The sequence below is a fragment of the Pseudomonadota bacterium genome (assembly GCA_027624955.1).
Taxonomy (GTDB): Bacteria; Pseudomonadota; Alphaproteobacteria; order UBA828; family UBA828; genus PTKB01.
On sequence record JAQBTG010000048.1, the window covers coordinates 1 to 26,168 of the forward strand.

The window sequence follows — 26,168 nt, forward strand, 5'->3', positions numbered from 1 at the left end:
ACCCTGCTGCGGCGCACCACGCGGAACGTCGCGTTAACCGAAGCGGGGCAAATTTTCCTCGATGAGATACGCCCTGCCCTATCTCAGATCGCGCGCGCGCAGCGCCTCGCCCAAAGTGCGGCGGCGGGAGAATCTGGCCGGCTCTCCGTCGCCTATATGGATTTTGCCATCAACGGCCCGCTGCCCGCCATTCTCAACGCCTTCCGCATCGCGCATCCCGGCGTGTCCATCGATCTCGCGCATATGTGGACCGAACGCCAGCGCGAGGCCATCACCGCCGGCGATATCGATATCGGATTCCTGATTGGCCCGTTCGCCGCACCCGGCATCGACAGCATGACGGTGCTCGACGAGCGTTTCGTCGCTGTCCTCCCCGAAGCCCACCCGCTCGCCGAAAAGCGCCGGATTCGGCTCGCCGATCTGCGCGCCGAGCCCTTCATCCTCGGCGCCAGCGCCTTTTGGGGCCCCTACCGGCGCCTGGTAGACGAGCTATGTCTCGCCGCCGGCTTCACGCCCATTGTCGTTCAGGAAGCGCATAATTCCGACGGCATCTTCGGCCTGGTGGCTGCGGGCATGGGGGTCTCGATCTATGTCGAAGGCGCGCGCAACTTCGCCCTGCGCGGCTGCGTCATCCGTCCCTTCGAAAGCCTCGACGCCAGCGTCGCCACGACGGCAGTCTGGCGTGCCGACAACCCATCGCCAATGATTGCAAATTTCATCGAAACAATTGCCGCCCATCGTACGTAGCAACGATTATATTTTTGTCTTGCAGAGCGTCCAATATTTGGCGGTGGAAGCGATGGAGGACCGATTCCGTAAATCAGGAATCAGCGCCATCAACGACATAGCGTCCCCGGTCGTAACCGCGACTGGCCAGGCCGCGCCGCACGATTTCGACCAGCGAGATATCCTCATAGCTGCCCACTTCAGGCAGATCGGTGGCGTGGCCGGGGTACAGCCACGATTTTAAGAATATTCGACGAATCTCAGCATCGTGGATGTCGGGTCGAGATAGTAGCGCGACGGCAAAGTGTAGGACTCGCGAGCATCTTCCGCTAAGGCACCTCGCTCGCCGGAAACCGACCCAGCTTTCATGCGTAGCTCCAAAAATCGATCACGGTATGGTTGCGGGACGAACAATAATCTGGACCAGTAGATGTCGTTGATCCGGATCGGGCATTTGCTCGTATCGACGGTTCAGAGCCAGGGAGCCTACTGAACCAAACCCTCTTTCACCATTCTCTCATAAGCTATTTCGCCGGCCAACGCGCCCACTTCGGCTCCCAAATTCTGCCCGAACTCCGTCGCCTCCAGAGTAATTGCAGGAAGCTCTTCGACAAATTTTCTTCCGATCGGCGTTCTGTAGAATTGAGTCAAATATTCAATTTCCGAGAGGGTGAACCGCTTGGCGTAGATTTGTATAAATGCTGTCGAGAAGTCTGGCATTCTGTGTTCGAACCCCTTCCTCAATTCCTCCTCGAATATTTGATAGCCGCGTTCAGGCAGATCGGGAACCGCCATTCGTACTTCATTGACGACAGTGGGCATCATTTGCTCGACCATTTGGGTCGCGAGTGAATCCCACTTAGTCAATTCCATCAATTCCTGAAGCGCAGATTCCTTGGATCGCTGGTCGGCCGCTTCCGTGCCGAAGGCAATAAACGACGCCATGATCACTGCGGATGCCATGATCGCAGCGGTCGTCAATATCGATTTCGAACAAAACACCCCGAACCTCCTAACTATCAATATCGCTGTACGGCCTATCCGGCGTCGTTCTCTGCACATTGCCGGACTGAATGAATTTGTCGATCGTAGTTGATATTCCCGCTGCATTGGAGGCATTGCCGAGTCACAACCACTAGAACCTACGGCTTCAAAATCTCAACCGGCGCGCGTTTGAAGGTCATGCGGCCGCGCTTGAAGCCGAAGAGCGGCGGCGCAAGTTCGGCGACGGCGGTTTCGGGTTGGTCGGTGTCGATGACGACGAGATCGGCCGGGGCGCCAATGTGCACGCCATGATTCTCCAATCCCAGAATCCCAGCCGAACGGCTGGTGATCATGTCGAAGCAATCGCGTATTTCGGCGCGGGCGCCGACCTGGCAGATGTTGGCGTAGAGATTGGCCATGCGAAGGAGCGAGCAATCGCCGAACGGGGTGAACGGGTTCAGCACGTTGTTGGTCGAGAGAGAGCAATTGACGCCGTCTTTGAGGAGCTTGTGCGCGGCCGTCACGCCGCGTTTGACGCTCTTTTCATCGACCCGGCCCATCAGGAACAGATCGGTCGAGGGCAGCACCGTCACGGCGACGCCGGCGTCGGCCATGCGTTTGGCGGTGGCTTTGAAATGCGCCGGCGTGGCGGTCGAAAGCTTGGTGACATGGCCGACCGTCACCCGACCGCCATAATCGAAGACCTCGGTCAGATCGCAGACATAATCGACATCAAGCTGTTCGGCGTCCTCGCCGAAATCGAGATGCATGTCGATATCGACGTCGAATTCGCGCGCGAGCTCGAAGACGCGGTCGATCTGGCCGTGCGGGTCGGAATCCGTGTAGGGCGCGGCGCCGATCACCCGGGCGCCGCGTCGCAGCGCCTCGACCATCAGTTCGTCGGTGCCGGGATTGTTGAGCAGCCCTTCCTGCGGGAAAACGCAGATCTCTATGTCGATCGCCCAGCGCCATTGTTCAATCAGCGGGAATACGCCGTTGAAGCCGCGCATGCCGATGCCGGGATCGACCTCGAGATGGGTGCGCATATGGGTGGTGCCGTGGCTGACGCATTTTTCCAGCACGCGCGATGCACGGGCGGCAACGTCCTCTTCCGAAAATTCCTTCTTGGATTTTGTGACCTCGTCGATGGCCTCAGCCAAATCGCCCTTTTCGGAGCGGCAACGATCCATGATGCAGGCCTTGTCGAGGTGGATATGGGTCTCGATAAAGCCCGGCGACAGCAGCCGCCGGCCAAGATCGAGGGTTTCGCCCTCCGCCGCGAGGCCGGCTTCGATGGCTTTGATGCGTCCGTCTTCAATGCCGATATCGACTGTGCGCCCATCGCCGCCGACCAAAACCGCGTTTCTGAGGATGAGATCCATCAGCGCAGCATGTAGCGTTGGGTGAGCGGCAAGGTTTCGGCCGGCTCGCAGGTTGCCAGGACGCCATCAACGAAGACCTCGAAATTCTCCGGGTTCACGGTGATCTCGGGGCAGACATCATTGTGCAGCATGTGGCCCTTGTTGAGTGCGCGCGTGCCTTTGACCGCCGCCACGGTTTTGTTCAGGCCGAGCTTGCCTTTGATGTCGACATCCATCGCCGCCTGGGACACAAAGCTCATGCTGAGCGCCTCCTTGGCGCGGCCGAAGGCGCCCCATTGCGGGCGCATCATCAGCGGCTCGCAGGTCATCAACGACGCAGCGGAATCGCCCATCGCCGACCAGACGATGAAGCCGCCCTTGATGATCAATTCGGGCTTGATGCCGAAGAAAGCCGGGCGCCACAGCACCACATCAGCCAGCTTGCCGTCTTCCAGCGAGCCGATATGCTGGTCGATGCCGAAGCTGCGCGCCGCGTTAATGGTATATTTGGCGATATAGCGCTTGATGCGCTCATTATCGCCGCGCGTGGTGCGCTCCTCCGCCAAGCGCCCGCGCTGCTCGCGCATCTTGCTGGCGAGCTGCCAGGTGCGGCAAATCACCTCCGCAATCCGCCCCATGCCCTGGCTGTCCGAGCCGAGCATCGAGATGGCGCCGATATCATGCAGCACGTCTTCCGCCGCGATGGTCTCGGCGCGCACCCGGCTTTCGGCGAAGGCGACGTCCTCGGGCACCGCCGGGTTCAAATGGTGACACACCATGATCATGTCGAGATGTTCGTCGAAGGTGTTTCGGGTGTACGGGTTGGTCGGGTTGGTCGAGGACGGCAGGCAGTTATGCTCGCCGACGATACGGATGATATCCGGCGCATGGCCACCGCCGGCGCCCTCGGCATGATACATGTGGATGGTGCGGCCCTTGATCGCCGCCAGGGTGTCTTCAAGAAAGCCGCTTTCGTTCAGCGTGTCGGTATGCAGTTGGACCTGGAAATCCATTTCATCGGCGACCGAGAGGCAGGTATCGATGGCCGCCGGCATGGCGCCCCAATCTTCATGGATTTTCAGCCCCATTGCGCCGCCGGCGAGCTGATCGGGCAGTGAATTGGATTTGGACGAATTGCCGCGCCCGAGAAAGCCGAAATTAATCGGCCAATGTTCCGCCGATTGCAGCATTTTACCGACGTTCCAGGCGCCGCCACAATCGATGCCGACGGTAATCGGCCCGAGCGAGCCGCCGATCATGGTGGTAATACCGCTCGAAATGGCATGCTCGCAGAGCTGTGCGCTATCAAAATGCACATGCACATCGATGCCGCCCGGCGTGGCGATCAGGCCTTCGGCGTCGCGCACCGTCGTCGAGGCGCCACACAGTAAATTCTTGTGGACGCCATCCATGATTTCCGGGTTGCCGGCTTTGCCAACGCCGGCGATTCGCCCCTCTTTAATGCCGATGTCGCCTTTCACCACGCCCAATACCGGGTCGATCACGATGGCATTTGACACCAGCATATCGAGCGCGCCGTCGGCGCTATTGAGGCCCGAAACAAGGCCGATGCCGTCGCGCAGCGTCTTGCCGCCACCATGCAAGCATTCATCGCCGGGAAAGGCATAGTCATGCTCGATTTCGGCGAGCAGCGCGGTATCGCCGAGGCGCACGGCATCGCCCGTGGTTGGGCCGTAGAGCGCGGCATAATGTTCGCGTGTGATCTTGACCATTTAGGCCCCCTTAAAGCCGCGTTCGCGCGCGCGGCTGAGCGCCGCTTGTTTATTGGCCTCCGAGAGGTGTGAGCCGTCTGTCAGGCTGTTGAGGCCGAAGATCTCGCCCGTACCGCCGAACGCCACCAAAGCGACTTCCTTGGCCTCGCCCGGCTCGAAGCGCATGGCCGTGCCGGCCGGCACGTCTAGATGCATGCCGAACGACACCTCGCGGTCGAAATCGAGCGCTTTGTTGACCTCAAAAAAGTGGTAATGGCTGCCGATTTGGACCGGGCGGTCCCCAGTGTTGGTGACGCGCACGCTGGCCTGGCGCCGACCGGCATTCAATTCGATGTCGCCCTCGGCGGCAATAATCTCGCCGGGCCGTACTTGATCCGCTTCGGCGATCTGTTCCTTGCCGGGGCGGATTGGGTCATGCACCGTCACCAGCTTGGTGCCGTCGGGGAACATGCCCTCGACCTGGATCATCGGCATCATGTCGCCGACACCCGGCATCACATCATCACTGTTGAGGATGGTTGCGCCGAAGCCGATGAGATCGGCGACCGTGCGGCCATCGCGGGCACCTTCGAGGATTTCATCGCAGATCAGGGCGATGGCCTCCGGATGGTTGAGCTTCAGGCCTCGCGCGCGGCGTTTGCGGGCCAGTTCGGCGGCGCTAAAAATGAGCAGCCGCTCGGTTTCCGTCGGCGTTAGAAGCATCTCTCCCCGCTCTCTCAATACTCGTTTGCTGTGGTGGAGCGAGATTAACGCCCGCTCCATCCCGCCTCAACCGGAAAGCGGCAGAGAGGAGTTTCGCCGGACGCCGGAGACAAGTACGATGGCGCCGGAATTTTCACCGAACCATCATCCAAGAGGAACGTTCATGGCTAAATTATCGGGCAGGACAGCAATCGTCACCGGCGGCGCTAGCGGCATGGGCCGGGGCGTCGCGTTATCTTTCGCCGAAGAGGGCGCTAGCGTCGCGGTGTTGGACAGAAACGAGGCCGGCGCCAAGGAGGTGGCGGCAGCCGCCGCCAAGAGCGGCGTGAAAACCATTGGCCTGGCTTGCGATGTCGGCAACGAAGCCTCAGTCAAGAGCGCCTTCGCCGCCGCCGCTTCGGCACTCGGCGATATCGACATTCTGGTCAACAATGCCGGCATCGACACCACCGAATTGATCGAAAACATGTCGACCGAAATGTGGGACGACATGATGCGCGTCAATCTCGACAGCATCTTCTTCTGCTCGCGTGAAGTGATCCCGGCGATGAAGCGCAAAGGCTGGGGCCGGATCATCAATTTCTCGTCGCAATTAGCGCATAAAGGTGCCCCCTTGATGGCCCATTACTGCGCCACCAAGGCCGGCGTGATGGGTTTCACCCGCTCGCTCGCCTATGAGCTGGTAGAGCATGGCATCACGGTAAATTCGATCAACCCGGGGCCGATCGATACGCCGCTCTACATGGGCATCCCCGAAGCCTGGCGGCGCGCAAAAGAAGACTCGATGCCGATCAAGCGACCGGGGCGGGTTGAAGAGGTTGTACCGACAGTGCTCCTGCTGGCCTCCGATGCAGGTTCGTTCTATGTCGGCGCGTCGATGAACATGAATGGCGGCGACGTCATGGTCTAGGGAGGCGAAACCCCAGAATGCGTTCGGCATTCTGGCAAGCGCGACCGCCCGGCGGTTGAGGGAGCAAACAGATGAACGAAGCGGCAGAGAGTGCCTGCGATATTTTGTTCGCGGGCGGAGACGTGATTGACGGCACCGGCGCCACGCGAGTGCGCGCCGATGTCGCGGTCACAGGTGATCGCATCACCGCCATCGGTGATCTCGGCCAGATGCGAGCCGGGCGCCGGGTTGACGCCACGGGGCGGGTCGTTGCGCCGGGTTTTATTGACGTGCACACGCATGACGACAATCTCTTGTTCCGCGACGCCGACATGACACCCAAGACCAGCCAGGGCGTGACGACGGTGGTGGTCGGCAATTGCGGCATCAGCTTGGCACCGCTGGTGCTTAAGGGCGATGCACCGCCGCCGCCCTTGGACCTCCTCGGCGGCAGCAGCGATTATCGCTTCGAGCGTTTCGGCGACTATCTCGATGCTCTCGATGAAACTCCGGCGGCGGCCAATGCGGCGTTCCTGATCGGCCATTCGACGCTTCGCCTCGGCGCCATGAGCGATGTCGAGCGCGGCGCCACGACGAGCGAGATCGACGCCATGGCGAAAGTGGTGGAAGAGGCCATGCAATCGGGCGCCACGGGCTTCAGCACCGGGCTGATTTATGCGCCCAACAAGGCGGCGCCGACCGACGAGATCGTCGCGTTGGCGCAAGTTACCAGCGACGGCGGCGGCATTTACGTTACCCATATGCGCAATGAAGGCGTGGATATCGACAAATCCCTCGACGAGACGTTCGAGATCGGCCGGCGTGCCAATCTGCCGATTGTGGTGTCGCACCATAAATGCGCTGGCAAGGAAAACCACGGCCGCAGCGTCGAGACGTTGGCGCGCTTCGACACCGCGCGGGGCGACCAGAAAGTCGGTCTCGATGTCTATCCCTATACGGCAGGCTCAACCGTGATCATGGTCGAGATGGTCGAGACGGCGGCGCGCGTCATCATCACCTGGTCCGACGCCCGGCCCGAATTCGCCGGCCGCGATTTGGCGGATATCGCCACCGAACTGGGGTGTTCGGCACGCGAGACAGCGGAGCAGTTGATCCCGGGCGGCGCGATCTATTTCATGATGGACGAAGCTGATGTGCAGCGCATCCTCGCCTATCCGCATGCCATGGTCGGCTCGGACGGTCTGCCACATGACAAGCACCCGCATCCGCGGCTCTGGGGCACCTTTCCGCGCGTTCTTGGCCATTATGCGCGCGACCTTGGATTGTTTACCCTGGAAGATGCGGTGCGTCGCATGACCGGGCTCTCCGCCGAGCAGTTTGGTCTGAAGGACAGAGGCGTGCTGCGCCAAGGCGCGTTCGCCGATATCACGATGTTCAATCCGGAAACGGTGATCGACAGCTCGACCTTCGAGAAGCCGACCACGCCAGCCGCGGGCATCGATGTAGTGATGGTCAATGGCGAGGTCATCCGCGAGGATGGCCGGGTCACTGGCGCCAGGCCTGGCCGCGCCCTTCGTCGAAACGGAGCTTAACGGCGCCGCGAGAGAGGTGTAGGTTAAGGCCAAGCAAAAAGGCAAATAGGGAGACATCAATCATGCAAAATGGCGCGCATAAGGTGCTGGTATTGGGTGTCGGAAATATGGGCCGCAGCCACGCGCTGGCCTATCACAAACTCAAGGGGTTCGAGATCGTCGGCTTGTGCAGCCCCTCGATTCACGAGCGCAGCGAACTGCCGAGCGAGTTAAGCGGCTATCCTAAATTTACCGATTTCGATAAGGCGCTGGCAGAAACCAAGCCCGATGTCGTTTCCGTCAACACCTATCCCGACAGCCATGCCGATTTTTGCCGCAAGGCGTTTGACGCCGGCTGCCATGTATTTACCGAAAAGCCGCTGGCCACCACCGTAGCCGATGCGCAACAGATCATCGACATGGCCAAAGCCGCCAACAAGAAGCTGGTGATCGGCTATATCCTCCGGGTCCACCCGGCCTGGATGGAATTCATCCGGCGCGCGCAGGGGCTCGGCAAGCCACTCGTCATGCGTATGAACCTCAACCAGCAATCGAGCGGCGAGCCGTGGATCTGGCACCGCAATCTGATGCAATCGCTGACCCCGATTGTCGATTGCGGCGTGCATTATGTCGATGTCATGTGCCAGATGACCGGCGCCAGGCCAATCAAAGTGCATGGCATTGGGGCCAAGCTCAGCGACGAGACCAAGGTGCAGAATTACGGCCATCTGCATGTCGAATTCGATGACGGCTCGGTCGGCTGGTACGAAGCCGGCTGGGGGCCGATGATGAGCGAGACCGCGTTTTTCGTGAAAGATGTGGTTGGCCCGAAGGGCTCGGTCTCGATTGTCGTGCCGCAAGAAGGTCAGGAGCATGCGTCGTCGGACGATATCGATTCGCATGTCAAAACCAACGCCATTCTGTGCCATTCGAGCGAGATCGACGAAAACAACAAATTCGTCCATGAAGACGAGTGGATCAACATGGCCGACGAGCCGGGCCATCAAGAGCTGTGCGACCGCGAGCAGGAATATCTGCTGAAGACGATCAATGAAGATATCGACCTCACCGATCACATGCAGAACGGTGTGGATTCGCTGCGCATTGTCCTCGCCGCGCAGGAGAGCATCGATAGCGGCGAGATCGTGCGCCTGAACTGAGGCCTGGCGTCAGGGCACAAGCGGTGCCGTTTACCCCGCGCAACCCGGATTACGCGGCGGTCGTACGGGAGAGCTATGCGCGCCAGACCTTTATGCTCCATCTCGGCGCCGAACTGGGCGAGATCGCGCCCGGCCGCTGCACAGTGCACCTCAAGGCGCGCAAAGAACTCACGCAACAGAACGGTTTTTTACATGGCGGCGTGGTTGCGGCACTTGCCGATGTGGCCGGCGGCTATGCGGCGTTTACCCTGTTCGAGCCCGGGACGGATATTCTCACCGTTGAAATCAAGATCAACTATCTCGCACCGGCTTCCGGCGAGGCGCTGATCGCGCGCAGTGAAGTGATCAAATCGGGCCGCACGCTGACAATCGTGCGCTGTGACGTCTTTGCCATTAATGATGGTGTAGAAACTCTCTGCGCCGCTGGTCAGGGCACGCTTATGACTCGCGGGACTTGAGCGGCGTCCCCTACCCTACTCCAACACGAATTCCTCGATCATCGGGTTGAGGCTGGCGGTGAGGCCGCCATCGACCATCAAGTTGGCGCCATTGACGAAGGCGGCTTCATCGGCGGCGATAAAGGCAACGGCGGCGGCGATGTCTTCGGGCTGGCCGACTCGACCGACCGGATACCAGCGTGCCAAGGTGTCGAATATTTCCGGGTTCTTGGCGCGTCGAATGCGCCAGGTTTCGATATCGGTCTCGATGGTGCCGGGCGAGATCATATTGGTGCGGATGCCCTTCGGGCCGTATTCGCCGGAGAGCGCTTGGGTCAGGCTGTAGAGCCCGGCTTTGGCAGCGCTATAGCCCGGATTGCCGAGTGCGACGAAGCCATTGACCGAGCCGATATTAACGATCACCCCGTGCTTGCGCGCGACCATACCGGGCAGCACCGCCTTGGCGGCGAGGAAATGGATGCGCAAATTCGCCGTGATCTCCTGATCCCACTCGTCCGGCGCGGTTTCTTCTACGCTGCCACGCAGCGCCCAGCCGGCATTGTTGATCAGGACATCGAGGGCGCCGAGTGCCGATTCTGCTTCGGCGACGGCGTTTTGAACCGCGTCCCAGTCGGTGATATCGGCGATGACCGGGGCAGCACTACCACCCGCCGCCATGACCTGGCGCACGGTCTCGTCCGCCGCTTCCTTATTCTTGTCGAGCACCGTGACTGCGCCGCCTTCGCCAGCGAGACGCAAGCAGATGGCGCGGCCGATACCGCCGCCACCGCCGGTCACCATGATTTTCTTGTCGGTGTAGCGTTTCATTGCGCTTCTCCCAGTTAGGTGTCGTTGCTAACAGGATCAAAGACCTTCAGTGCGTCGCGCACGTAATCAAGCGACGCCAATGCCATATGGCCGTAATTATAAAATGCGAGGCCCGATGCGCCAGCGTCTTTCAGCACCTTCGCGGCGGCCACGGTTTCAGCGCCATTGGCAAGGTCGGGATAGGTCGGGCGCAGGATGAAATTGAGCTTGGCCTCCGGGCCGACACGCCGGCGCACATCTCCGGCGTCGATCGCCACCGCCTCGGCGCTTGGTTCATATGCCGGGATTTCCAAAACATCGGCAACTTCGGCCAGCCGCTTTAGATCACTGCCTTCAAACCAGGACGCCGCGGTTGGCCGTTGCACAGTTGGAATGACGACGAGCTCGGTTTCCTTAGGCACCGCCGCGCGAACGCGCGCTACGAGATCAGTTACCACGGAACAGCGCCAATTCAGGAAGGCGGCCCATTCCGGATCGGTCACTAGATCGGCGATCCACCATTCAAACGCGGTCTCGTCAGGCACCGCCTTGGCGTTGGCAAAGAAATGATCGATTGAAGTCATGGTCTGCTGACGGAGATGCGCGACATCAATTCCCGCCGCTGCCGCGCCAGCGACGGAAGCATCGGAGAAACAGAGACCGAGCAGCCATTTGACCCAACGATTGAGCGGCAGCAGCGAAAATTCGTGATGAAAGCCATGCTCGTAAGGCAGAAATCCCGGCGTTTCCAGGGCGATCCCGTCGAGTTCATAAAGCTCTGCCATGTCAGCGCACAATATCGCGACATACTCCTGCACCTCCTCGAAGGCCGGGCAGAGATTGTAATGGTAGGGATCGCCGTAGGCATTGCGCACGGCATATTCGGGATGGCGAATGCCAAGCTCGGTGTTGTGCAGGCAGACGGTCCAAGCGACACGTTTCATATCGGGCGCGTAAACGCGCAGTTCGTCGAAGAAATCATGCTCGGCCAACACGCTGTTCATGATCGGGTGAATCGCGCCGTAACGCTCCTGGCGCGGCAGAAAATAGACCGTGCCGTCTTCAGGGAAATAGACTCGGCGTTTCCGCGCATGGGGGCGCAAAAACTTACCGGCATGATAGCTGGCGGCCAGAGTGATTGTATTGATGCCGCACGCGCGGTAGCGCTCGAGCACCGTCTCAACGCCCTCTTCGTTCAAATCCCAGGCATAGGTGTACATGCCCTTATACATAGGTAATCTCCGAATCCTGTTCGCGCCCTGCGACGAAATATGATCCTACTCGACACCTCATTTTGTGCCAGAGGTGATATGCTCTGCGGTGCAGGAAAATACGACCAAACCGAAAATCCACATCGCGCAGTTCACTATCGCCACTCGCGGCTTAGCCCTAAAAATTAGGTTCCTTTTCTATGTTAGATCTCTCGCTTCTCAATGCCGCCGCGGTGATTGTCACGCTGGCCGCGCTGTTCGGATATATCAATCATCGCTGGCTCCGCTTCCCCCACGCCATCGGCATTGTCGTCATCGCACTTCTCGCATCGCTCGGCGCCATCGCTATTGACGCCATCTTCCCGGCGTTGGGGCTGCAGGAATCGGTCCGTTCGGTACTCGCCAACATCGATTTCCACGATGTGCTGATGAAAGGCATGTTGAGCTTCCTGCTTTTCGCCGGCGCGCTGCATGTCAATTTAGGCGATTTGTTGAGCCGCAAATGGGCCATCGGCACCATGGCGACAGTGGGCGTGTTGATGTCGACGTTCATGGTCGGTTTCGCGGTGTGGGGCGTCTCTTCGCTGCTCGATATCAATATTCCGTTGATCTATTGCTTGGTGTTCGGCTCACTCATCTCACCGACCGACCCGGTGGCGGTGCTCGGCATCCTAAAAACGGTCAAGGTGCCGCAGCCGCTGGAAGCCAAGATTGCCGGCGAGAGCCTTTTTAATGACGGCGTCGGCGTTGTGGTGTTCATCATCATGGTGGCGATCGCCACCGGTGGTGGCGGCCATGGCGGTGACAGCGTCGGCGTGTTGGATATCATTCGTTTGTTCGCGCAAGAAGCGCTCGGCGGCGCGGCGCTCGGATTGGCCTTCGGTTACATCGCCTATCTCGCCCTGAAATCGATCGATGAGCATAACCTGGAAGTGCTGATCACGCTGGCGCTCGTCATGCTGACCTATGGCGTTGCTGCGGCGCTGCATCTCTCCGGGCCGATTGCTGTGGTGATCGCCGGGCTGCTGATCGGCAACCACGGAACGCGTTTCGCCATGAGCGACAAGACTCGCGATCATGTGCAGAAATTCTGGTCGCTGTTGGACGAGATCATGAACTCCGCCCTGTTCCTGCTGATCGGCTTCGAGGTGTTTGTGCTCAGCATCTCGGGCAATGTGGTGCTGCTGATGATCATCGCCATCCCGCTCACGTTGGCGGCGCGCTTTATCAGCGTGGCGACGCCGCTCACCGCTCTCTCGCTGCGCCGCGATTTCACCAAGGGCGCCATTCCGGTACTCACCTGGGGTGGCTTGCGCGGCGGCATCTCCGTCGCTCTCGCGTTGTCGTTGCCAGAAAGCAGCATCAAGGAAACGATCCTCGCCGTCACGTACGGCGTCGTCATCTTCTCGATCGTGGTCCAGGGCCTCACGGTAAAATTCGTCGTCAAGCACATGGTGAAATGAAAAGTTAAGGCCATAGCTGAGAAAGATTGCCCGGCGCGTTTCGCTGCGGATCGCGTGGGTGAGGGGCGCAGCGATGGCGCTCTCCGGCGAATCCGCAGCTACCGTGAGCGTTGGCGCGGGATTATCAGGCTGTGCCGAGTTCTATCGGCGACGCCTTCCAGCGCCGGATCACGATCAACAGCAGCAGCCATCCGGCAAACGCCCAGACGGCGAAAATAACCGCCAGCGTTTCCACCGTCACGCCGGCATCAAACAGCCAGCCCATAATGGCCGGCGCGATGGCGCTGACCAGGACCATCAATGACATCACCACCGAGCGAATGGCGCCGAGATGGCGCACCCCGTAGAGCTCGGCCCAGATCGCCGTAAACGCGGTAAATACGATACCCATGCTGAGACCTAGCCCGGCCATGAACACCATTGTCGCCGCCGGGTGGCTGGAAAGCGCAAGAGCCAGCATCGAAACCACGATCGGTAGCAGCGCGTGCGGTGCGATCCGGGTGGCGCCGATGCGGTCAATCAGCGGGCCCATCGTCAGGGAACTGGCAATCGATGTTGCGGCATAGACGGAAAAACAGGTCGCCAGCCAGGCCAACGACCAGCCCTTGGCCTCGGCCATATGAACTTGGTGAATAAGCAGGCCAGTGAACATGAAGGGTGGCGCCATCAAAGCGATTTGAATGAGATAAAACCGCACATCGCGCAGGACTTCGCCGCGCGTCCATTGGCGGCCAGTTTCGCGCGACGAGGCGGACGGCTCGGCCATTCTCGCCAAATAACTCCGGTGGCGCTCGCCATGGCCGCGAAGCAGCCACATCAGAAGCGGAAAAAACAGCGCCGCACCGACACCGGCGTAGACCAGCCACGCACCGCGCCATCCGAGCGCCGCCATCAAGGCGACCGAGACGAGCGGAAGCACCGCCTCGCCGAGAGGATGGCCAAGCATGGCAATGCTAATCGCTTTGCCGCGCCCGCTATCGAAATAGCGCGCCATCGAAGTCATGTAGGTATGGGCAAGCAGGCTCTGGCAACTGAGGCGCAGCAAAAACAGCGCGATGCCCAAGACCACAACCGATGACGCCACACCCATGACAATGCATGCGCCGACCGCCGCAACGCCGAGGATCGCGATCCACAGGCGGAGGTCGAGGCGGTCGACAAAGCCGCCCAGCCACATCAGGCAAACGCCAGCGGCCAGGGAAGCCAGAGAATAGATCAAGCCGAAATCGCCATGCGAGAGAGAAAATGTGGCGCGGATTTCGGCACTGAACAGGCCGATAAAATAGGTCTGCCCGAAGCTTGAGAACAGCGCCACCACCATGCCGAAGGCGAGGAACCGTCGGTGCTGGCTGATAAAACGGAGGTAATCCATGGTGGCGTCTATCTAGCCCGGCAGCAGAGCCGGGGCAAATGATACCGCGCCGAACAAAGATGCAAATGAGGCGCCGCTCGATTAAGTTCGCGCGACGCAATATTTGGGGCTTAAAAACATGAAGATCAGCAGCGCCTTCGATGGCGGAAATATTATCTGCCGCGAATGTTCCGACCCGTCGGACATTCGGCTGGAGATTCGCAACGATCAGGATTCGGAATTTTTTCAGTGGTTCTATTTTCGCTTGAGCGGCGCCAAGGGGAAGGACTGCGCTCTGAAAATCACCAATGCGGGCGCCGCCTCCTATGCGCGCGGTTGGGAGAATTACCGCGCCGTCGCCTCTTACGACCGTGAGGATTGGTTCCGGGTTGCCACCGAGTATGACGGCACCAAGCTCATCATCCACCATCGCCCGGAGCGCGACAGCGTCTTTTACGCCTATTTTGCGCCCTATTCGATGGAACGGCATCACGATCTTCTGGCCCGCACCCTCGATTCGCCCCTCGCCGCTCTGGAGACCCTGGGCGAGACAGTGGACGGACAGCAGATCGATCTGCTGAGCATCGGCGCGCCTGGGCCGGGAAAGCGCCCGCTCTGGGCGATCGCGCGCCAGCATCCCGGCGAGACGATGGCGGAATGGTGGATGGAAGGTTTCCTCGAACGCCTGTTGGACAGCGACGATGCAGTGGCGCGGGCTGTGCTGGAAAAAGCCGTATTTCATATTGTCCCCAATATGAACCCGGATGGCAGCCGGCGCGGACATCTGCGCACCAATGCAGCGGGCATCAATCTAAATCGCGAATGGCAGGAACCGAGCCGGGAGACAAGCCCGGAAGTCTATTGGGTGCGCCAGCGCATGGAAGAAGTGGGTGTGGATTTTTGCTTAGACGTGCATGGCGACGAGGCGATCCCGCATAATTTCATCGCCGGGCCGGAAGGTGTGCCGTCGTTCTCCAAGCGCCAAGGCAAATTGCTCGGCGCCTATAAGAGTGCGTTGCTACAGGCCAATCCTGATTTTCAGGTCAGTCATGGCTATCCGGCCAACAAGCGCGGCGCCGCTAACCTGAAAATCGGCGCCAACTGGATCGCCGAACGCTTCAGTTGCCTGGCGATGACCTTGGAAATGCCGTTCAAAGATGTGGCCGACGGCAGCGAACAGCGCCAAGGCTGGTCACCGGCGCGAAGCCGCGCGCTCGGTCGCTCAAACCTCGATGCCATCTACGCGGTGCTGGACGACCTACGCTGAGGCAATAGAATTAGGGCGCGCCAGATAGCGCCATGGAATTGCTGCGCGCCAGATAGCGCTAGTGACTTTAGCCGCTAAATGTCTCGGCGAGTTCTCGCAGCCGTGCCTTGGCGTCCCCAAGGATTGCCACGCCGTCACCGACAAGGAGCGTGTCAAAATCGAGCGCCAGGAAATCACGAACGCTCTGGCGCAGGCGATCTGGGTCATCCATGACTCGTTCCGGCAGCAGCGCACAAGCTCCAGGCGAGTTGCCGATGACCGCGTCGCCGACCAGGAGAATTTTCCGCGCGGGCCAAAAGAGCGCGATTTCGCCGGGTGATTTTCCGGCCGCGGCGATGACGTCAAAAGACCCGATCCGGGCGCCGACGGCCAGCGTGCCGTCGATCTCAGTATCTTGGCTGCGCGCATGAGCCGCATCGTCGGCGTGGATGAGGGTTTTTGCTCCCGTGCGCGCCCGGATAAGGTTGGCGGCACGCGAATGATTGCGGTTGGTTAGAACAATGTGGCTGACGCCTGCATCGGCAAGGGCGGTAAGGTCAGAATCGGTCGGCACGACCGGATCGATACAGATATTGCCACCAGACTCGCGAACCAAATGGCCGTTAAAGTCATAGCCATGCGGTTCTGAAAACCAAGCCCAGGTTTGAATACCGCTGACGATCTCGCGCATGCCCCGCTCCGTTCTTTGTTTGTGACCCGCACAAGCTATCACGCTACGGATCGAATGGTGCTTTTAAGGTAATTATAGACTTGTTACAATTTCTTAGAATGTTGAATTGATAGATTAATCGGGCCGAATGATGACGAAATACGAGGACAATTATGTGGCCTCAGGGGAAAATTTTCCTAATTTCACACTGGACTATATTTCTCATAACGCTGAATTAAATCCATCTGATATTGCCGTCATCGACAATCACAGGAACGTCACCTACGCCGAGTTTAACCGGCATTTGCACCAGTTCGTAGATGTAGCGCGAAGGCTTGAGTTAGAAAATGGCGCTACGGTTGCGATCGAGTGGACCTCGCTCTATCCGCATTGGCTGCTGATGTTGGCGTTCGAGACGCTTGGTATCGTCACATTCACCTACACAAGAGCCGGAGCCGTGGATCATGGCAAAATGCTGGCCGCTGTTGATTTGGTCATTTGTTCGCAAGACCATGTTCCGCCCAACGCCAAACGGGCTCAAATAATATCACGCGGCTGGTTTCTAGACGTCCTGGCTGCCGATGCCGAATATGACCGGCCGCGGCCAGTGCTGCCGCACGATGCACCGTTCTGCGTTTCCTTCACTTCCGGAACCACAGGCGATGCGAAGCGGATCATCGAGAATATGCGGATGCACGAAAATAGAGCAGAAAAAGCCCAGCTCAGGGCCGGGTTTGATCAGCAATCTCGGTTTCTCGTTTGGCCATCCTTTGCGCTTCGGGGAATTTATAATTATGCGGCTGCCTGTATCCGGGTAGGCGGATGTTGCGTCTACAACAGCCAAGATGGCGTCGCTGAAACTATTGCTCGATATGATGTCACGCATCTTTCCGTACTGCCGTCCGTCCTGAAGAAGACATTGGATACCTTGCCCGATGATTTTGTTAAGCCGGACAACCTAACCATATCCGTATTCGGCGGCGGCGTTGGGGAGACGCTGCGGGCGCGTGCCAGCCGGAGGCTCGCGACAACTCTGTTTGTGAATTACAGCTCCAACGAATCAGGACCGATTAGCATCGTCGGGCCCGGAGGGGTAGGCATGGTTCTCCCCGGTGTTGAGGTCGAAACCGTTGACGATCACCACCTTCCTGTATGGCGGCAGCCCGGTCTGGTGCGCGTCAAAAGCGGCGGCTGTATCGACAGCTATGATACTGATCCAGCGGCGACGGCCACGATGTTCCACGACGGTTGGTTTTATCCGGGAGACGTGGGGGAAATGGTTGGCCCGCGTTCCCTGAAGCTGATCGGGCGGGTCGATGACCTCATCAATATCGGCGGACAGAAATATACTCCGGAGTATTTCGAAGAGCGCTTGCGAAAGGTCATACAGGCAGAGGATTTTTGCGTTACGGCGTTGCCAAACGCTGATGGGCTGCACCAATTATGCATCGCTTTGGTGCTCAATTCTTCGGCCGATCTCAAAGAAATCAGAGACGTTAGCGCGCCGCTAATCTCATCTCATTTAGGTTCTTTTTTGATGGTTAGAGTTTCGCGAATACCGAGAACTTCAACTGGCAAGGCGCAACGTAAAAAGCTGAACGCTTTAATTTTGGAGATCCAACAATCAGCGGCGCGGAACACTCTTGACGGGAAGTCTCGGCACTAATCTTGGGACGGCTTGAAATCAAGCGACGCGGAATTGATGCAGTAGCGCAGGCCCGACGGCTGCGGGCCGTCTTCAAAAACATGGCCCAGATGGCCGTCGCAGCGCGCGCACAGCACCTCGACGCGGCGCATGCCATGGCTGCTATCCGTATGCTCGCCAATCTTGTCCGCCTCGATGGGGCGCCAAAAGCTCGGCCACCCGGAGCGCGACTCAAATTTCGTGTCGGAAGCAAACAACGCTTCGCCGCAACCGGCGCAAACATAATCACCGGATGATTTTTCGTCGCAATATTTACCACTGAATGGCGGCTCTGTCCCTTTTAGCCTGAGAACTTGATATTGCTCAGGCGTCAGGTTTTGGCGCCACTCCGCATCAGTTTTCGTGATCTTTTCGCTCATTTCATTTCCTCCGTGCAGAGATATTACACCATTTCGCGGCGCGCGCTCACGACATAAATAGGGTCCGATGTGCCAGGGGCTGGGGAGAGGTCTTCGAATATGAGGTCCTGGTAACAGCCGGCGGTGCGCAAATATGTTTGCAGCAGACGCGCGTGGTCCGCGTCGTTGATGGTGCGCCAAATGGCCACGGCCTTGCTGGCGAACATCCTATTAGAAAAGGATATGGCGAGGAGGGCGCCGGGTTTCAATACCCGCGCCACATCGGCGAAGACCTCTATCGGACGGGTCAGATATTGCACCGAGACGGCGAGAATACAGGCATCAAAGCTGCCATCGGCGAACGGCATCACCGGGTGGGTGTTGAGGTTGTGGACATGGCGTTCGCTTAGTTGCTGATTTGCCTCCAACTCCCTCAGGTTCATGCCCAGGCCAACGACACGCCGATGGGCGTGGTGCGCAGGCAAATGTGATGCGTAGCTCGACATCAGATCGAGAATATCGCTGCCCGTCGGCAAGGTGCGCGCGTAGTAATCTGCTAGCGCGACGCATGCAGGCTCGTCGATATGCTTCACCAAGCGCGGCTGAAGGTAAAACAGCTCGTCATCGCCGCCATCCTCGCGGGCGAAATGCTCGGGTTTAAACTCGTTTTGCACCATCGACCCAGCATATACCGGATTGGTGGAGAGGCACCGCCGGAAAGATTATTATTCCGCCGCCCATGCGTTTATGCTCAGAGGCTGAGCGAGCGGGCAAACGGGAGAGCAGCAGAATGATTACCAAGGGCGTTAAGGAACTCTGCGCCGAAGCGGAAGCAGAGATCGAGACCGTAACGGCGGAAGAGGCCATTAAGATTGCCGAAGATGAAGCCGTGCAACTCGTCGACATCCGCGATATCCGGGAGCTCTGGCGCGAGGGCGCGGTGCCCGGCGCCGTGCACGCACCGCGTGGCATGCTCGAATTCTGGGTTGACCCGGAAAGCACGTATCACCGCGACCTTTTCGCCAGCGGGAAGCGCTTTATCTTTTTCTGCGCCGGTGGACTGCGCTCGGCACTCGCCGCTCAGTCGGTCCAGCGCATGGGCTTGAAACCGGTGGCCCATATCGGCGGCGGATTCGCCGCCTGGAAAGAAGCCGGCGGAACGGTCGTCACCAAAGAGAAGAAATAGCGCTGGCCCCCGCTCGGCGGTCTTGGCCGCTGTGATCGCGGCGGAATGCTAGGCGGATATCCGGCGTTGAAACAATTCACCGCTCTTTCTGATTTCCTGACAGCCGCTTATTTGCGGCTCCCCGGCCAAATGCGCGGCATGCTCCTGCTGTTCTGCGCGACCATCTTGTTTTCCGTTATGCACGCGCTGATCCGCCATGTCGGCGAGGGGCAACATCCGTTCGAGATGGCGTTCTTCCGCAATCTGTTCGGCTTTATCGTTCTGGTGCCGTTTTTTCTGCGCTATGGCTTCGGCATCCTGCGTACCCAGCGTCTTGGATTGCACGCGCTGCGCGGCTCAATTCATGTCGGCTCGATGATGTTGTTTTTCTCGGCCGTGACCATCGCGCCGCTTGCCACCGTGGCGGCAATGACGTTCACGGCACCGTTGTTCGTCACACTGGGCGCGGTCTTTTTATTGGGTGAGAAAATCCGCTACCGGCGCATGGCCGCGCTTTTTCTAGGGTTTGCCGGTGTGATGATCGTGCTTCGCCCGGGGTTTGGGGATTTGGAAGTCGGCGCCCTGATGGCGCTGGGCTCTTCTATCATCTGGGCCTGTGCGATGCTGATGATCAAGATTTTATCGCGCACCGAATCGAGCCTGACGCTGACTGCCTATATGGCGATTTTCCTGACACCACTTTCAGCCATTCCTGCCGCCTTCGTTTGGCAATGGCCAACCGTTGAGGAGTTGGGCTGGCTCGCCCTGATGGGCATGGTCGGCACCGGCGGGCATCTATTTCTCGCGCAAGCCTTCCGCGAGGCTGACGCAACGACGGTCTTGCCGGTCGATTTCTTGCGCTTGATTTGGGCCAGCCTGCTCGGCTATTTCCTGTTCGGTCAGGTGCCGGAGGCGCTGGTGTGGATCGGCGGTGCAGTGATTTTTTCGAGCACGATATATCTCGCTTACCGCGAGGCCGTGGTCTCGCGGCGCGCCCGCAGAATGATCGATCCGCCGCTGCCGCCAGGGTGAGAACGCCTAGCCGGTACGCAGTACGCCTTGGTCTTTCAGCCGGGCGATATCGTCGGCATGAAAGCCCAGGCCAAGCGCAATTTCCTCCGAATCCGCGCCGAGCGCGGGCGCGTGCATATTCACCGCTCCGGGCTCTTCACGGAATTTCAGCGGAATGCCGAGATGAGCGTTGCCGTCCGCATCGTGCAGGAGCATATCGCGGGCGCGCAAATGTTCATTCTCGAAGGCTTCTTTCAGGTCCAGCACCGGCGCAAAACAGATGTCGCGGCCCTCGAACCATGCGCTCCATTCGTCGCGGGTTTTGGTCATAAATATCTCGCTCAGATAGTCGCGCAACGGCGCCTGTGGCTCGCCGGGCGGGAGCTTGGCTATCTCAATTAAATCCTCGCGTCCCATAGCCGTAAGAAAGTTTGTTACAAATTTTATTTCGCTGCCGCCGAGGGTGATATGGCCTCCGCCCTTGACCGGATAGGGCCGGTAAAAAGCGGCGCCGCCCTGAGTGCGCTCAGACAGCGGATGGGGCGCGCGTCCCTCGGCCAGCACCTTGCCGGCAATGTGCGGAGTCCACGAAATCAAGCTGTCATACATCGACATGTCGAGATAATCGCCCTTGCCGGTGCGCACCCGGCCAACCAGCGCCATTAGGATGCCGGCAAAGGCCATCAACGAGCCGCCCATATCGCTCGGCGGCATACAGGGCATATTGGGCTGGCCGTCCTTATCGATGCTCAAGCTGGCCACGCCAGCCAACGCACAAACGCTTAAATCATGCGCCGGACGGTCGCGGTAAGGACCATCCTGGCCAAAGGCAGAGATCGAGCAGTAGACGACCTGCGGCGCACGCGCGGCAACAATTTCATAGCCGATGCCGAGACGTTCGACGACGCCGGGGCGGAACGTCTCTAGCACCACATCAGCGGTTTCCGCCAGGCGGAGGAACAACTCTCGCCCTTCCGCGTTCTTGAGATCCAGCGATAGGCTCTTCTTGCCACGGTTGGCGTTGCGGTAATAGACGGTTTGCCCGCCGCTTTGTGGCCCGATATGGCGCGCCGGATCGCCGTTTCCGGTATCTTCGACCTTGATAACCTCGGCGCCATGGTCCGCCATCATCATGGCCAGGTGCGGGCCCGGCAAAAACCGCGACAGATCCAGCACTTTTATTCCAGTCAGTTTCATCATGCGCTCCAGCGTTTTCTCCACGGTGCCGCGCCGACATGTCGGAAATATCTGCGCAGCGCCGCCATTGCCCTTTATAATGGCCCTCCCGGCCGGATGCCAATGTTGGCACGGCGCAAATATCAGACGACAATCGCATGACCAGGGCCAAAGGACAGAAATCGCGCCTGCGCTATCAAGAAGTGGCGGACGCGTTGCTCGGACAGATCGCCGCCGACCGCCATCCGGTCGGCGGCATGCTGCCGTCCGAATTGGAATTGTGCCAACAATTCAGCGTCAGCCGCTACACCGTGCGCCAAGCACTTAGGAGGCTGGGCGAAATGGGTGTGGTATCGCGCCGCCAAGGCTCAGGCACATTGGTCGAGGCACGCGAGCCAGCAGCAAAATATGTTCAGACATTGGGCTCGCTGGGTGAATTTCTGAATTATCCTGAAGACACCCGACTGCATGTCATTTCGGCGCGTGAGCGCATCGCAGACAAGGCGCTGGCGGATACGCTCGACGGCCGCCAGCGCCGGCGTTGGTACCATATCGAGGCTGTGCGCAAGCGCTCCGACGGCCTGCCGCTGTGCTGGAGCAATATTTACGTGCTGCCCAAATACGCTTCGCTGGTGCAGTGGATAGGCAAAGATACCAGCCCTGTGCATTTGCTGATCGACCGCCATTTCGACCAGCGCCCGGCCAAGGTCGAAATCGATATGTTCGCGGGCAAAATTTCGGCCGAACATGCGGTCGGATTGGAAGTGGCGGAAGGCACGCCGGCATTGATTATCGTCCGCCGCTATGCCGAACCATCGGGAAGGTATTACGAAATCTCCGTCATCGAGCATCCGGCGGGGCGCTTTACCTATTCGATGGAGTTGCAACGGGCGTGGGGCGCCCGTGATTAAATGAGCGCGTGGGGCGCCCAAAACTGAATTTGAAACATAGGAGTTAGCCGAATGGAGCCGATGCGAACCTGGCTGTTTGCGCCCGGTAATCACCCGCGAAAGGTGGAGAAAGTATTTACCGTCGGCGCAGACGCGGTGGTGCTCGACCTGGAGGATGCGGTTGCCGTCGAACAAAAAACGGTGACTCGCGCGACCGTGGTCGAAGCGCTGAAAGCGCGGCCCAAACGCGCTAGTCGGGGCTATATCCGCGTCAATGCCATCGATACGGAATTTTGCTACGGCGATTTAAAAGAAGTGATCGGCCCCTGGCTCGACGGCATCCTTCTGCCCAAAGTCGAAAGTGCCGGCCAGTTGCAAACCATCGACTGGCTCTTGGCGCAGCTCGAAAGTGCCTGCGGCATGGCGGTAGGCGGCCTCGATATTTTGCCGATTATCGAAACCGGGCGCGGCGTGACGGCAATCGATGAAATCGCGCGCTCGGGAACCCGCGTCAGGCGTCTCTCCTTCGGTGCCGGCGATTTTACCAACGATATGGGCATGGTGTGGACGGCGGATGAGAGCGAGCTTATATACGCACGCTCGGCAATCGCGCTGGCTTCGCGCGCCGCCGGATTGGAAGCGCCGATCGATACCGTGTTTATCGATTTACAGGACGACGAGCATTTAGAAAAATCCGCCCGCACCGCGCTTTCTCTCGGCTACCGAGGGAAATTATGCATCCACCCGGCGCAAATCGAGCCGGTGAATGCGGTTTTCACGCCGAGCGCGAAAGAGGTTGCCCGGGCGCGCAAGCATGTCGAAGCCTTTGCCACCGCGGAAGCGGAAGGCTCCGCCTCAATCCAAGTAGATGGCTATTTCGTCGATTACCCCATTGTCGAGAAAGCACGGCGCACGCTAGCTTTGATGGCGGCGATCGACGCCAAGGGACGTTAATCAAAACATCTTTGAACAGGGAGAAAAAAACATGACGGCAGATTTTGAAAAGCGCTTGCAGCGCATGGAAGATATCGAGGATATCAAGCAGCTCATTGCTCGTTACGCAAAGGCAGTGGACATGAACGGCGAACCGGCATTGCTGACGGCCTGCTTCACCGAGGATGCATCGTGGAATTGCGAGGGCGTCGGCGGCTGGCAGGGACGCGATGCGCTGGTCGCAGGATTGCGCGAAACATGCACCGTGACGTTGCCATGGGCGCTCCACTACATGACGCAGCCAATCATCACCGTGGCCGAGGGCGGCCAAACGGCGAGCGGTGAATATTATCTGTGGGAGCTGGCCAAAGCCACGCCTGAAGGCGGCGGCGCCACCGAAGACACTTGGATTGGTGGCTGGTACGAATCTGATTTTCGCAAAGAAGACGGCGGCTGGCGGTTTTGCAAGACCGAGCTATTCCTGAAGCTTTTGAGCGCCACGTCGAAAGCTAACTGGGAAACGCCGATCGGCCCCTGGCAAGGCTAATATCGGAGATATTTCCATGCAGGATTGGCAGCGTTATCTGAGCGCGGACGACCTGGCGACGATCGAGCGCGGCCAATGGGCGCGCCCGATCGGCTATGGCGTTCGTCCGGCGGTGATCGTGATCGATGTGCAAAACTATATGGCGGGCGAGGAGGCGGGCAACGATCCGGACAAATACCCTTACGCGGCGCCCGCCGTTGCTTGGCCAGCGGTGCGTCAAATCAAAAACATCCTCGGCGCTGCCCGCATCGCGGCGGCGCCAATCGTCTATACCCGTTTTGCGATCGACCGGGAGGCTGGCGATGCTGGCCTGTTCGACGCCAAGATTGGCGCACCGGAAAGCGAGAACGTCTATCTTGAAGGTACCCATGGCAGTGAAATTGTCACGGATATCGCGCCCGAGCCGGGCGACCTGGTGCTTACCAAGAAAAAGCCGAGCAGTTTTTTCGGCACCCCGCTCCTGTCCTATTTGATTGACCGCCAGATCGACACGCTAATTGTGACTGGCGGTTCAACCTGCAATTGTGTGCGCGCAACCGTGTTCGATGCGTTCTCCTACAATTATCGTGCCATCGTGCCGTCGGATGCGGTGTTTGACCGCATGCCTATTTCACAGGCGATCAACCTGTTCGACATGAACCGCTGCTCGGCAGATGTCGTCGAAACCAGCGAAGTCGTCACCTATTTGACCGGTCTCAGCAGCTAGTTAACGTTTTTATTTGGTCCCTCAAACGCCGGGCGGTCGCGCTCGCCGGAAGGCAAATGCATTCCGGTATCGGCACTCAAAAGTTCCGTGGCTCTGACTTCTCAGCAGCCGAGCTTTTCGGCGAGATCGAGAAAATCCTCGGCGCAGATATCCCACGTCCCGTCCGGTTCGAGATCGCTCGTCTGATCAGGCCCGTGTTCCTGTGGGCGGCGGACGAAGGCGGTCTTCATGCCGAGTGCGGAAGCGGCGGCGAGGTCCCCATTATGGGCGGCGACCATCATGCAACGCTCGGGCGGCAGCCCGAGCATCTCGGCGCTACGAAGATAGGCGCGCGGCTGCGGCTTGTAGGCGCCGGCGGTCTCGGCGCCAAGCACCGCATCCCACGGCAGACATGCGCGCTTCGCCATATTGACGAGCAAGGCGGTATTGCCGTTTGAGAGCGTCGCCAGAACAAATTTTGTTTTTAGACGGGTGAGGCCCGCCACAACGTCGGGCCACGCATCGAGCCGGTGCCAGGCGCGGTTAAAATGATCGATCTCTTCTACGGTCAGGCCGTCAATGCCATGGCGCATCAACAATTCATCGAGATTCATACGGTGCAGATCGTCGAGCGCGCACCAAGCGACCTCGCCGCTGCGCACGCGCTGCATTGCCGGCTGATAGAGCGCGCGCCAGGAGTCAGCGAACACCGGCCAATCGAGGTCGATGCCTTTGGCGCGGCCCAGTTCCTCACCTTCGCGGATGATGCTGGCGCGCCAATCAACGACCGTGCCGAAGACGTCGAAGGTCAACGCGCCGACGGCGTCAAAGCTTGACGCAAACATTGCGCAGTTCAGTATAGAATTCGAGCGAATGTACGCCGCCCTCGCGCCCGATGCCCGATTGCTTGGCGCCGCCGAACGGCGTACGCAAATCGCGCAGGAACCAGCAATTGACCCAGGTCAGCCCGCTTTCCATTCGCGCTGAAACCCGGTGGGCGCGGGATAAATTCTCGGTCCATAGCGAGCAACACAGACCATAGGGTGTGTCGTTAGCAAGTGCGATCACCTCTTCCTCTTCGTCGAACGGGCGGATGTGACAACAGGGACCAAATATTTCTTCGCGGATGATGGCCGATTGATCGCCAAGGCCGGTCCAAATCGTCGGCTCGATCCACCAGCCGCCGGCAAGCGCATCTGGCATATCAGGCACGCCGCCGCCGGTAATGATTTCCGCGCCTTCTTCTTTGGCGCGGGCGTAATAGGACGTGACCTTGGCCCGATGCTCCTGTGAGATAAGCGGTCCGAGGTTGGTATTGGGGTCTTCCGGAGCACCGAGGGTCAAGGCTTCGGCGCCGGCTTTCAGGCGTGCCGTGAATTCATCGAAGATCGGCCGCTCGACATAGATGCGCTCGGTGCAGAGGCAGACTTGCCCACAATTGGCGAA

At 59.3% G+C, this 26,168-nt stretch carries 27 protein-coding genes; 14 read left to right on the forward strand and 13 right to left on the reverse strand.

All coding sequences use genetic code 11. The annotated features are described in order from the left end of the window. The coding region (locus tag O3A94_15205) for a LysR substrate-binding domain-containing protein (GenBank protein ID MDA1357600.1) at positions 1-747 on the forward strand (747 nt) is incomplete at its 5' end. A gap of 465 nt (positions 748-1,212) precedes the next feature. On the opposite strand, the gene O3A94_15210 is transcribed toward O3A94_15205, so the two are convergent. The 4 genes from O3A94_15210 to ureB all read right to left on the reverse strand — a co-directional run bounded on the left by O3A94_15210 (position 1,213) and on the right by ureB (position 5,506). Further along, entirely contained in the window at positions 1,213-1,689 is a 477-nt protein-coding gene (locus O3A94_15210) for a DUF2059 domain-containing protein (GenBank protein ID MDA1357601.1), read from the reverse strand. Positions 1,690-1,868: 179 nt separating this feature from the next. Further along, positions 1,869-3,092, reverse strand: a complete 1,224-nt coding sequence (locus O3A94_15215; GenBank protein ID MDA1357602.1) for an amidohydrolase family protein — start codon at positions 3,090-3,092, stop codon at positions 1,869-1,871. Further along, entirely contained in the window at positions 3,092-4,804 is a 1,713-nt protein-coding gene (gene ureC / locus O3A94_15220; GenBank protein ID MDA1357603.1) for an urease subunit alpha, read from the reverse strand. Before ureC ends, O3A94_15215 begins: the two co-directional genes overlap by 1 nt. Further along, complete coding sequence (gene ureB, locus O3A94_15225) at positions 4,805-5,506, reverse strand: urease subunit beta (protein MDA1357604.1); 702 nt, start codon at positions 5,504-5,506, stop codon at positions 4,805-4,807. Positions 5,507-5,669: 163 nt separating this feature from the next. Between ureB and O3A94_15230 the strand changes: the two genes are divergently transcribed. From O3A94_15230 to O3A94_15245, 4 genes are all read left to right on the forward strand, one after another. After that, positions 5,670-6,416 (forward strand): SDR family NAD(P)-dependent oxidoreductase, encoded by a 747-nt coding sequence (locus O3A94_15230; protein MDA1357605.1) that lies wholly within the window; start codon positions 5,670-5,672, stop codon positions 6,414-6,416. Positions 6,417-6,487: 71 nt separating this feature from the next. Then, positions 6,488-7,948, forward strand: a complete 1,461-nt coding sequence (locus O3A94_15235; protein MDA1357606.1) for a D-aminoacylase — start codon at positions 6,488-6,490, stop codon at positions 7,946-7,948. Positions 7,949-8,010: 62 nt separating this feature from the next. After that, a complete protein-coding gene (locus O3A94_15240) occupies positions 8,011-9,087 on the forward strand; it encodes a Gfo/Idh/MocA family oxidoreductase (GenBank protein ID MDA1357607.1) in 1,077 nt (358 codons plus the stop codon). Positions 9,088-9,110: 23 nt separating this feature from the next. Next, complete coding sequence (locus tag O3A94_15245; GenBank protein ID MDA1357608.1) at positions 9,111-9,545, forward strand: PaaI family thioesterase; 435 nt, start codon at positions 9,111-9,113, stop codon at positions 9,543-9,545. Positions 9,546-9,560: 15 nt separating this feature from the next. Here the strand turns inward: O3A94_15245 and O3A94_15250 are convergent, their stop codons facing one another. Further along, on the reverse strand, positions 9,561-10,352 hold the full coding sequence (locus O3A94_15250) for an SDR family oxidoreductase (protein ID MDA1357609.1): 792 nt from the start codon (positions 10,350-10,352) through the stop codon (positions 9,561-9,563). Positions 10,353-10,366: 14 nt separating this feature from the next. Beyond that, a complete protein-coding gene (locus tag O3A94_15255) occupies positions 10,367-11,563 on the reverse strand; it encodes a hypothetical protein (protein MDA1357610.1) in 1,197 nt (398 codons plus the stop codon). Between the two features lie 179 nt (positions 11,564-11,742). Between O3A94_15255 and O3A94_15260 the strand changes: the two genes are divergently transcribed. Next, complete coding sequence (locus O3A94_15260; GenBank protein ID MDA1357611.1) at positions 11,743-13,005, forward strand: sodium:proton antiporter; 1,263 nt, start codon at positions 11,743-11,745, stop codon at positions 13,003-13,005. Between the two features lie 124 nt (positions 13,006-13,129). Here the strand turns inward: O3A94_15260 and O3A94_15265 are convergent, their stop codons facing one another. Next, on the reverse strand, positions 13,130-14,377 hold the full coding sequence (locus O3A94_15265) for an MFS transporter (GenBank protein MDA1357612.1): 1,248 nt from the start codon (positions 14,375-14,377) through the stop codon (positions 13,130-13,132). A 118-nt stretch (positions 14,378-14,495) separates the two neighbouring features. Here O3A94_15265 and O3A94_15270 point away from each other — a divergent pair, with 118 nt between their 5' ends. After that, positions 14,496-15,623: a M14-type cytosolic carboxypeptidase gene (locus O3A94_15270; GenBank protein MDA1357613.1), complete on the forward strand. Its 1,128-nt coding sequence runs from the start codon at positions 14,496-14,498 to the stop codon at positions 15,621-15,623. 67 nt (positions 15,624-15,690) lie between these two features. Here O3A94_15270 and O3A94_15275 read toward each other — a convergent pair whose 3' ends face one another. Continuing rightward, the gene (locus O3A94_15275) at positions 15,691-16,293 is read right to left on the reverse strand and encodes a hypothetical protein (GenBank protein ID MDA1357614.1); all 603 of its coding nucleotides are present in this window, start codon (positions 16,291-16,293) and stop codon (positions 15,691-15,693) included. Between the two features lie 127 nt (positions 16,294-16,420). Between O3A94_15275 and O3A94_15280 the strand changes: the two genes are divergently transcribed. Further along, the gene (locus O3A94_15280) at positions 16,421-17,938 is read left to right on the forward strand and encodes a class I adenylate-forming enzyme family protein (protein ID MDA1357615.1); all 1,518 of its coding nucleotides are present in this window, start codon (positions 16,421-16,423) and stop codon (positions 17,936-17,938) included. Here O3A94_15280 and msrB read toward each other — a convergent pair. Both msrB and O3A94_15290 read right to left on the reverse strand, forming a co-directional pair. Beyond that, on the reverse strand, positions 17,935-18,336 hold the full coding sequence (gene msrB, locus O3A94_15285) for a peptide-methionine (R)-S-oxide reductase MsrB (protein MDA1357616.1): 402 nt from the start codon (positions 18,334-18,336) through the stop codon (positions 17,935-17,937). The two genes, O3A94_15280 and msrB, sit on opposite strands and share 4 nt — an antisense overlap. A gap of 23 nt (positions 18,337-18,359) precedes the next feature. Further along, the gene (locus O3A94_15290; GenBank protein MDA1357617.1) at positions 18,360-18,992 is read right to left on the reverse strand and encodes a methyltransferase domain-containing protein; all 633 of its coding nucleotides are present in this window, start codon (positions 18,990-18,992) and stop codon (positions 18,360-18,362) included. 113 nt (positions 18,993-19,105) lie between these two features. Here O3A94_15290 and O3A94_15295 point away from each other — a divergent pair, with 113 nt between their 5' ends. After that, positions 19,106-19,501, forward strand: coding sequence for a rhodanese-like domain-containing protein (locus tag O3A94_15295; protein ID MDA1357618.1), 396 nt, complete (start codon positions 19,106-19,108; stop codon positions 19,499-19,501). Between the two features lie 66 nt (positions 19,502-19,567). After that, positions 19,568-20,512: a DMT family transporter gene (locus tag O3A94_15300; GenBank protein MDA1357619.1), complete on the forward strand. Its 945-nt coding sequence runs from the start codon at positions 19,568-19,570 to the stop codon at positions 20,510-20,512. 6 nt (positions 20,513-20,518) lie between these two features. Here O3A94_15300 and O3A94_15305 read toward each other — a convergent pair whose 3' ends face one another. Next, entirely contained in the window at positions 20,519-21,712 is a 1,194-nt protein-coding gene (locus O3A94_15305) for a CaiB/BaiF CoA-transferase family protein (protein MDA1357620.1), read from the reverse strand. A gap of 113 nt (positions 21,713-21,825) precedes the next feature. On the opposite strand from O3A94_15305, the gene O3A94_15310 reads away from it, so the two are divergent. The 4 genes from O3A94_15310 to O3A94_15325 are packed head-to-tail and all read left to right on the forward strand — an operon-like array spanning position 21,826 to position 24,743. Further along, complete coding sequence (locus tag O3A94_15310) at positions 21,826-22,578, forward strand: GntR family transcriptional regulator (protein MDA1357621.1); 753 nt, start codon at positions 21,826-21,828, stop codon at positions 22,576-22,578. A 51-nt stretch (positions 22,579-22,629) separates the two neighbouring features. Beyond that, positions 22,630-23,511, forward strand: coding sequence for a CoA ester lyase (locus O3A94_15315; GenBank protein MDA1357622.1), 882 nt, complete (start codon positions 22,630-22,632; stop codon positions 23,509-23,511). A gap of 31 nt (positions 23,512-23,542) precedes the next feature. Continuing rightward, the gene (locus tag O3A94_15320) at positions 23,543-24,037 is read left to right on the forward strand and encodes a nuclear transport factor 2 family protein (GenBank protein ID MDA1357623.1); all 495 of its coding nucleotides are present in this window, start codon (positions 23,543-23,545) and stop codon (positions 24,035-24,037) included. A 16-nt stretch (positions 24,038-24,053) separates the two neighbouring features. Then, positions 24,054-24,743 (forward strand): isochorismatase family protein, encoded by a 690-nt coding sequence (locus O3A94_15325; GenBank protein MDA1357624.1) that lies wholly within the window; start codon positions 24,054-24,056, stop codon positions 24,741-24,743. Positions 24,744-24,844: 101 nt separating this feature from the next. Here the strand turns inward: O3A94_15325 and O3A94_15330 are convergent, their stop codons facing one another. Both O3A94_15330 and O3A94_15335 read right to left on the reverse strand, forming a co-directional pair. Beyond that, the gene (locus O3A94_15330; GenBank protein ID MDA1357625.1) at positions 24,845-25,567 is read right to left on the reverse strand and encodes a haloacid dehalogenase type II; all 723 of its coding nucleotides are present in this window, start codon (positions 25,565-25,567) and stop codon (positions 24,845-24,847) included. Then, a partial coding sequence (locus O3A94_15335; protein ID MDA1357626.1) for an aldehyde dehydrogenase family protein occupies positions 25,548-26,168 on the reverse strand: 621 nt, incomplete at its 5' end. The genes O3A94_15330 and O3A94_15335, both read right to left, overlap by 20 nt.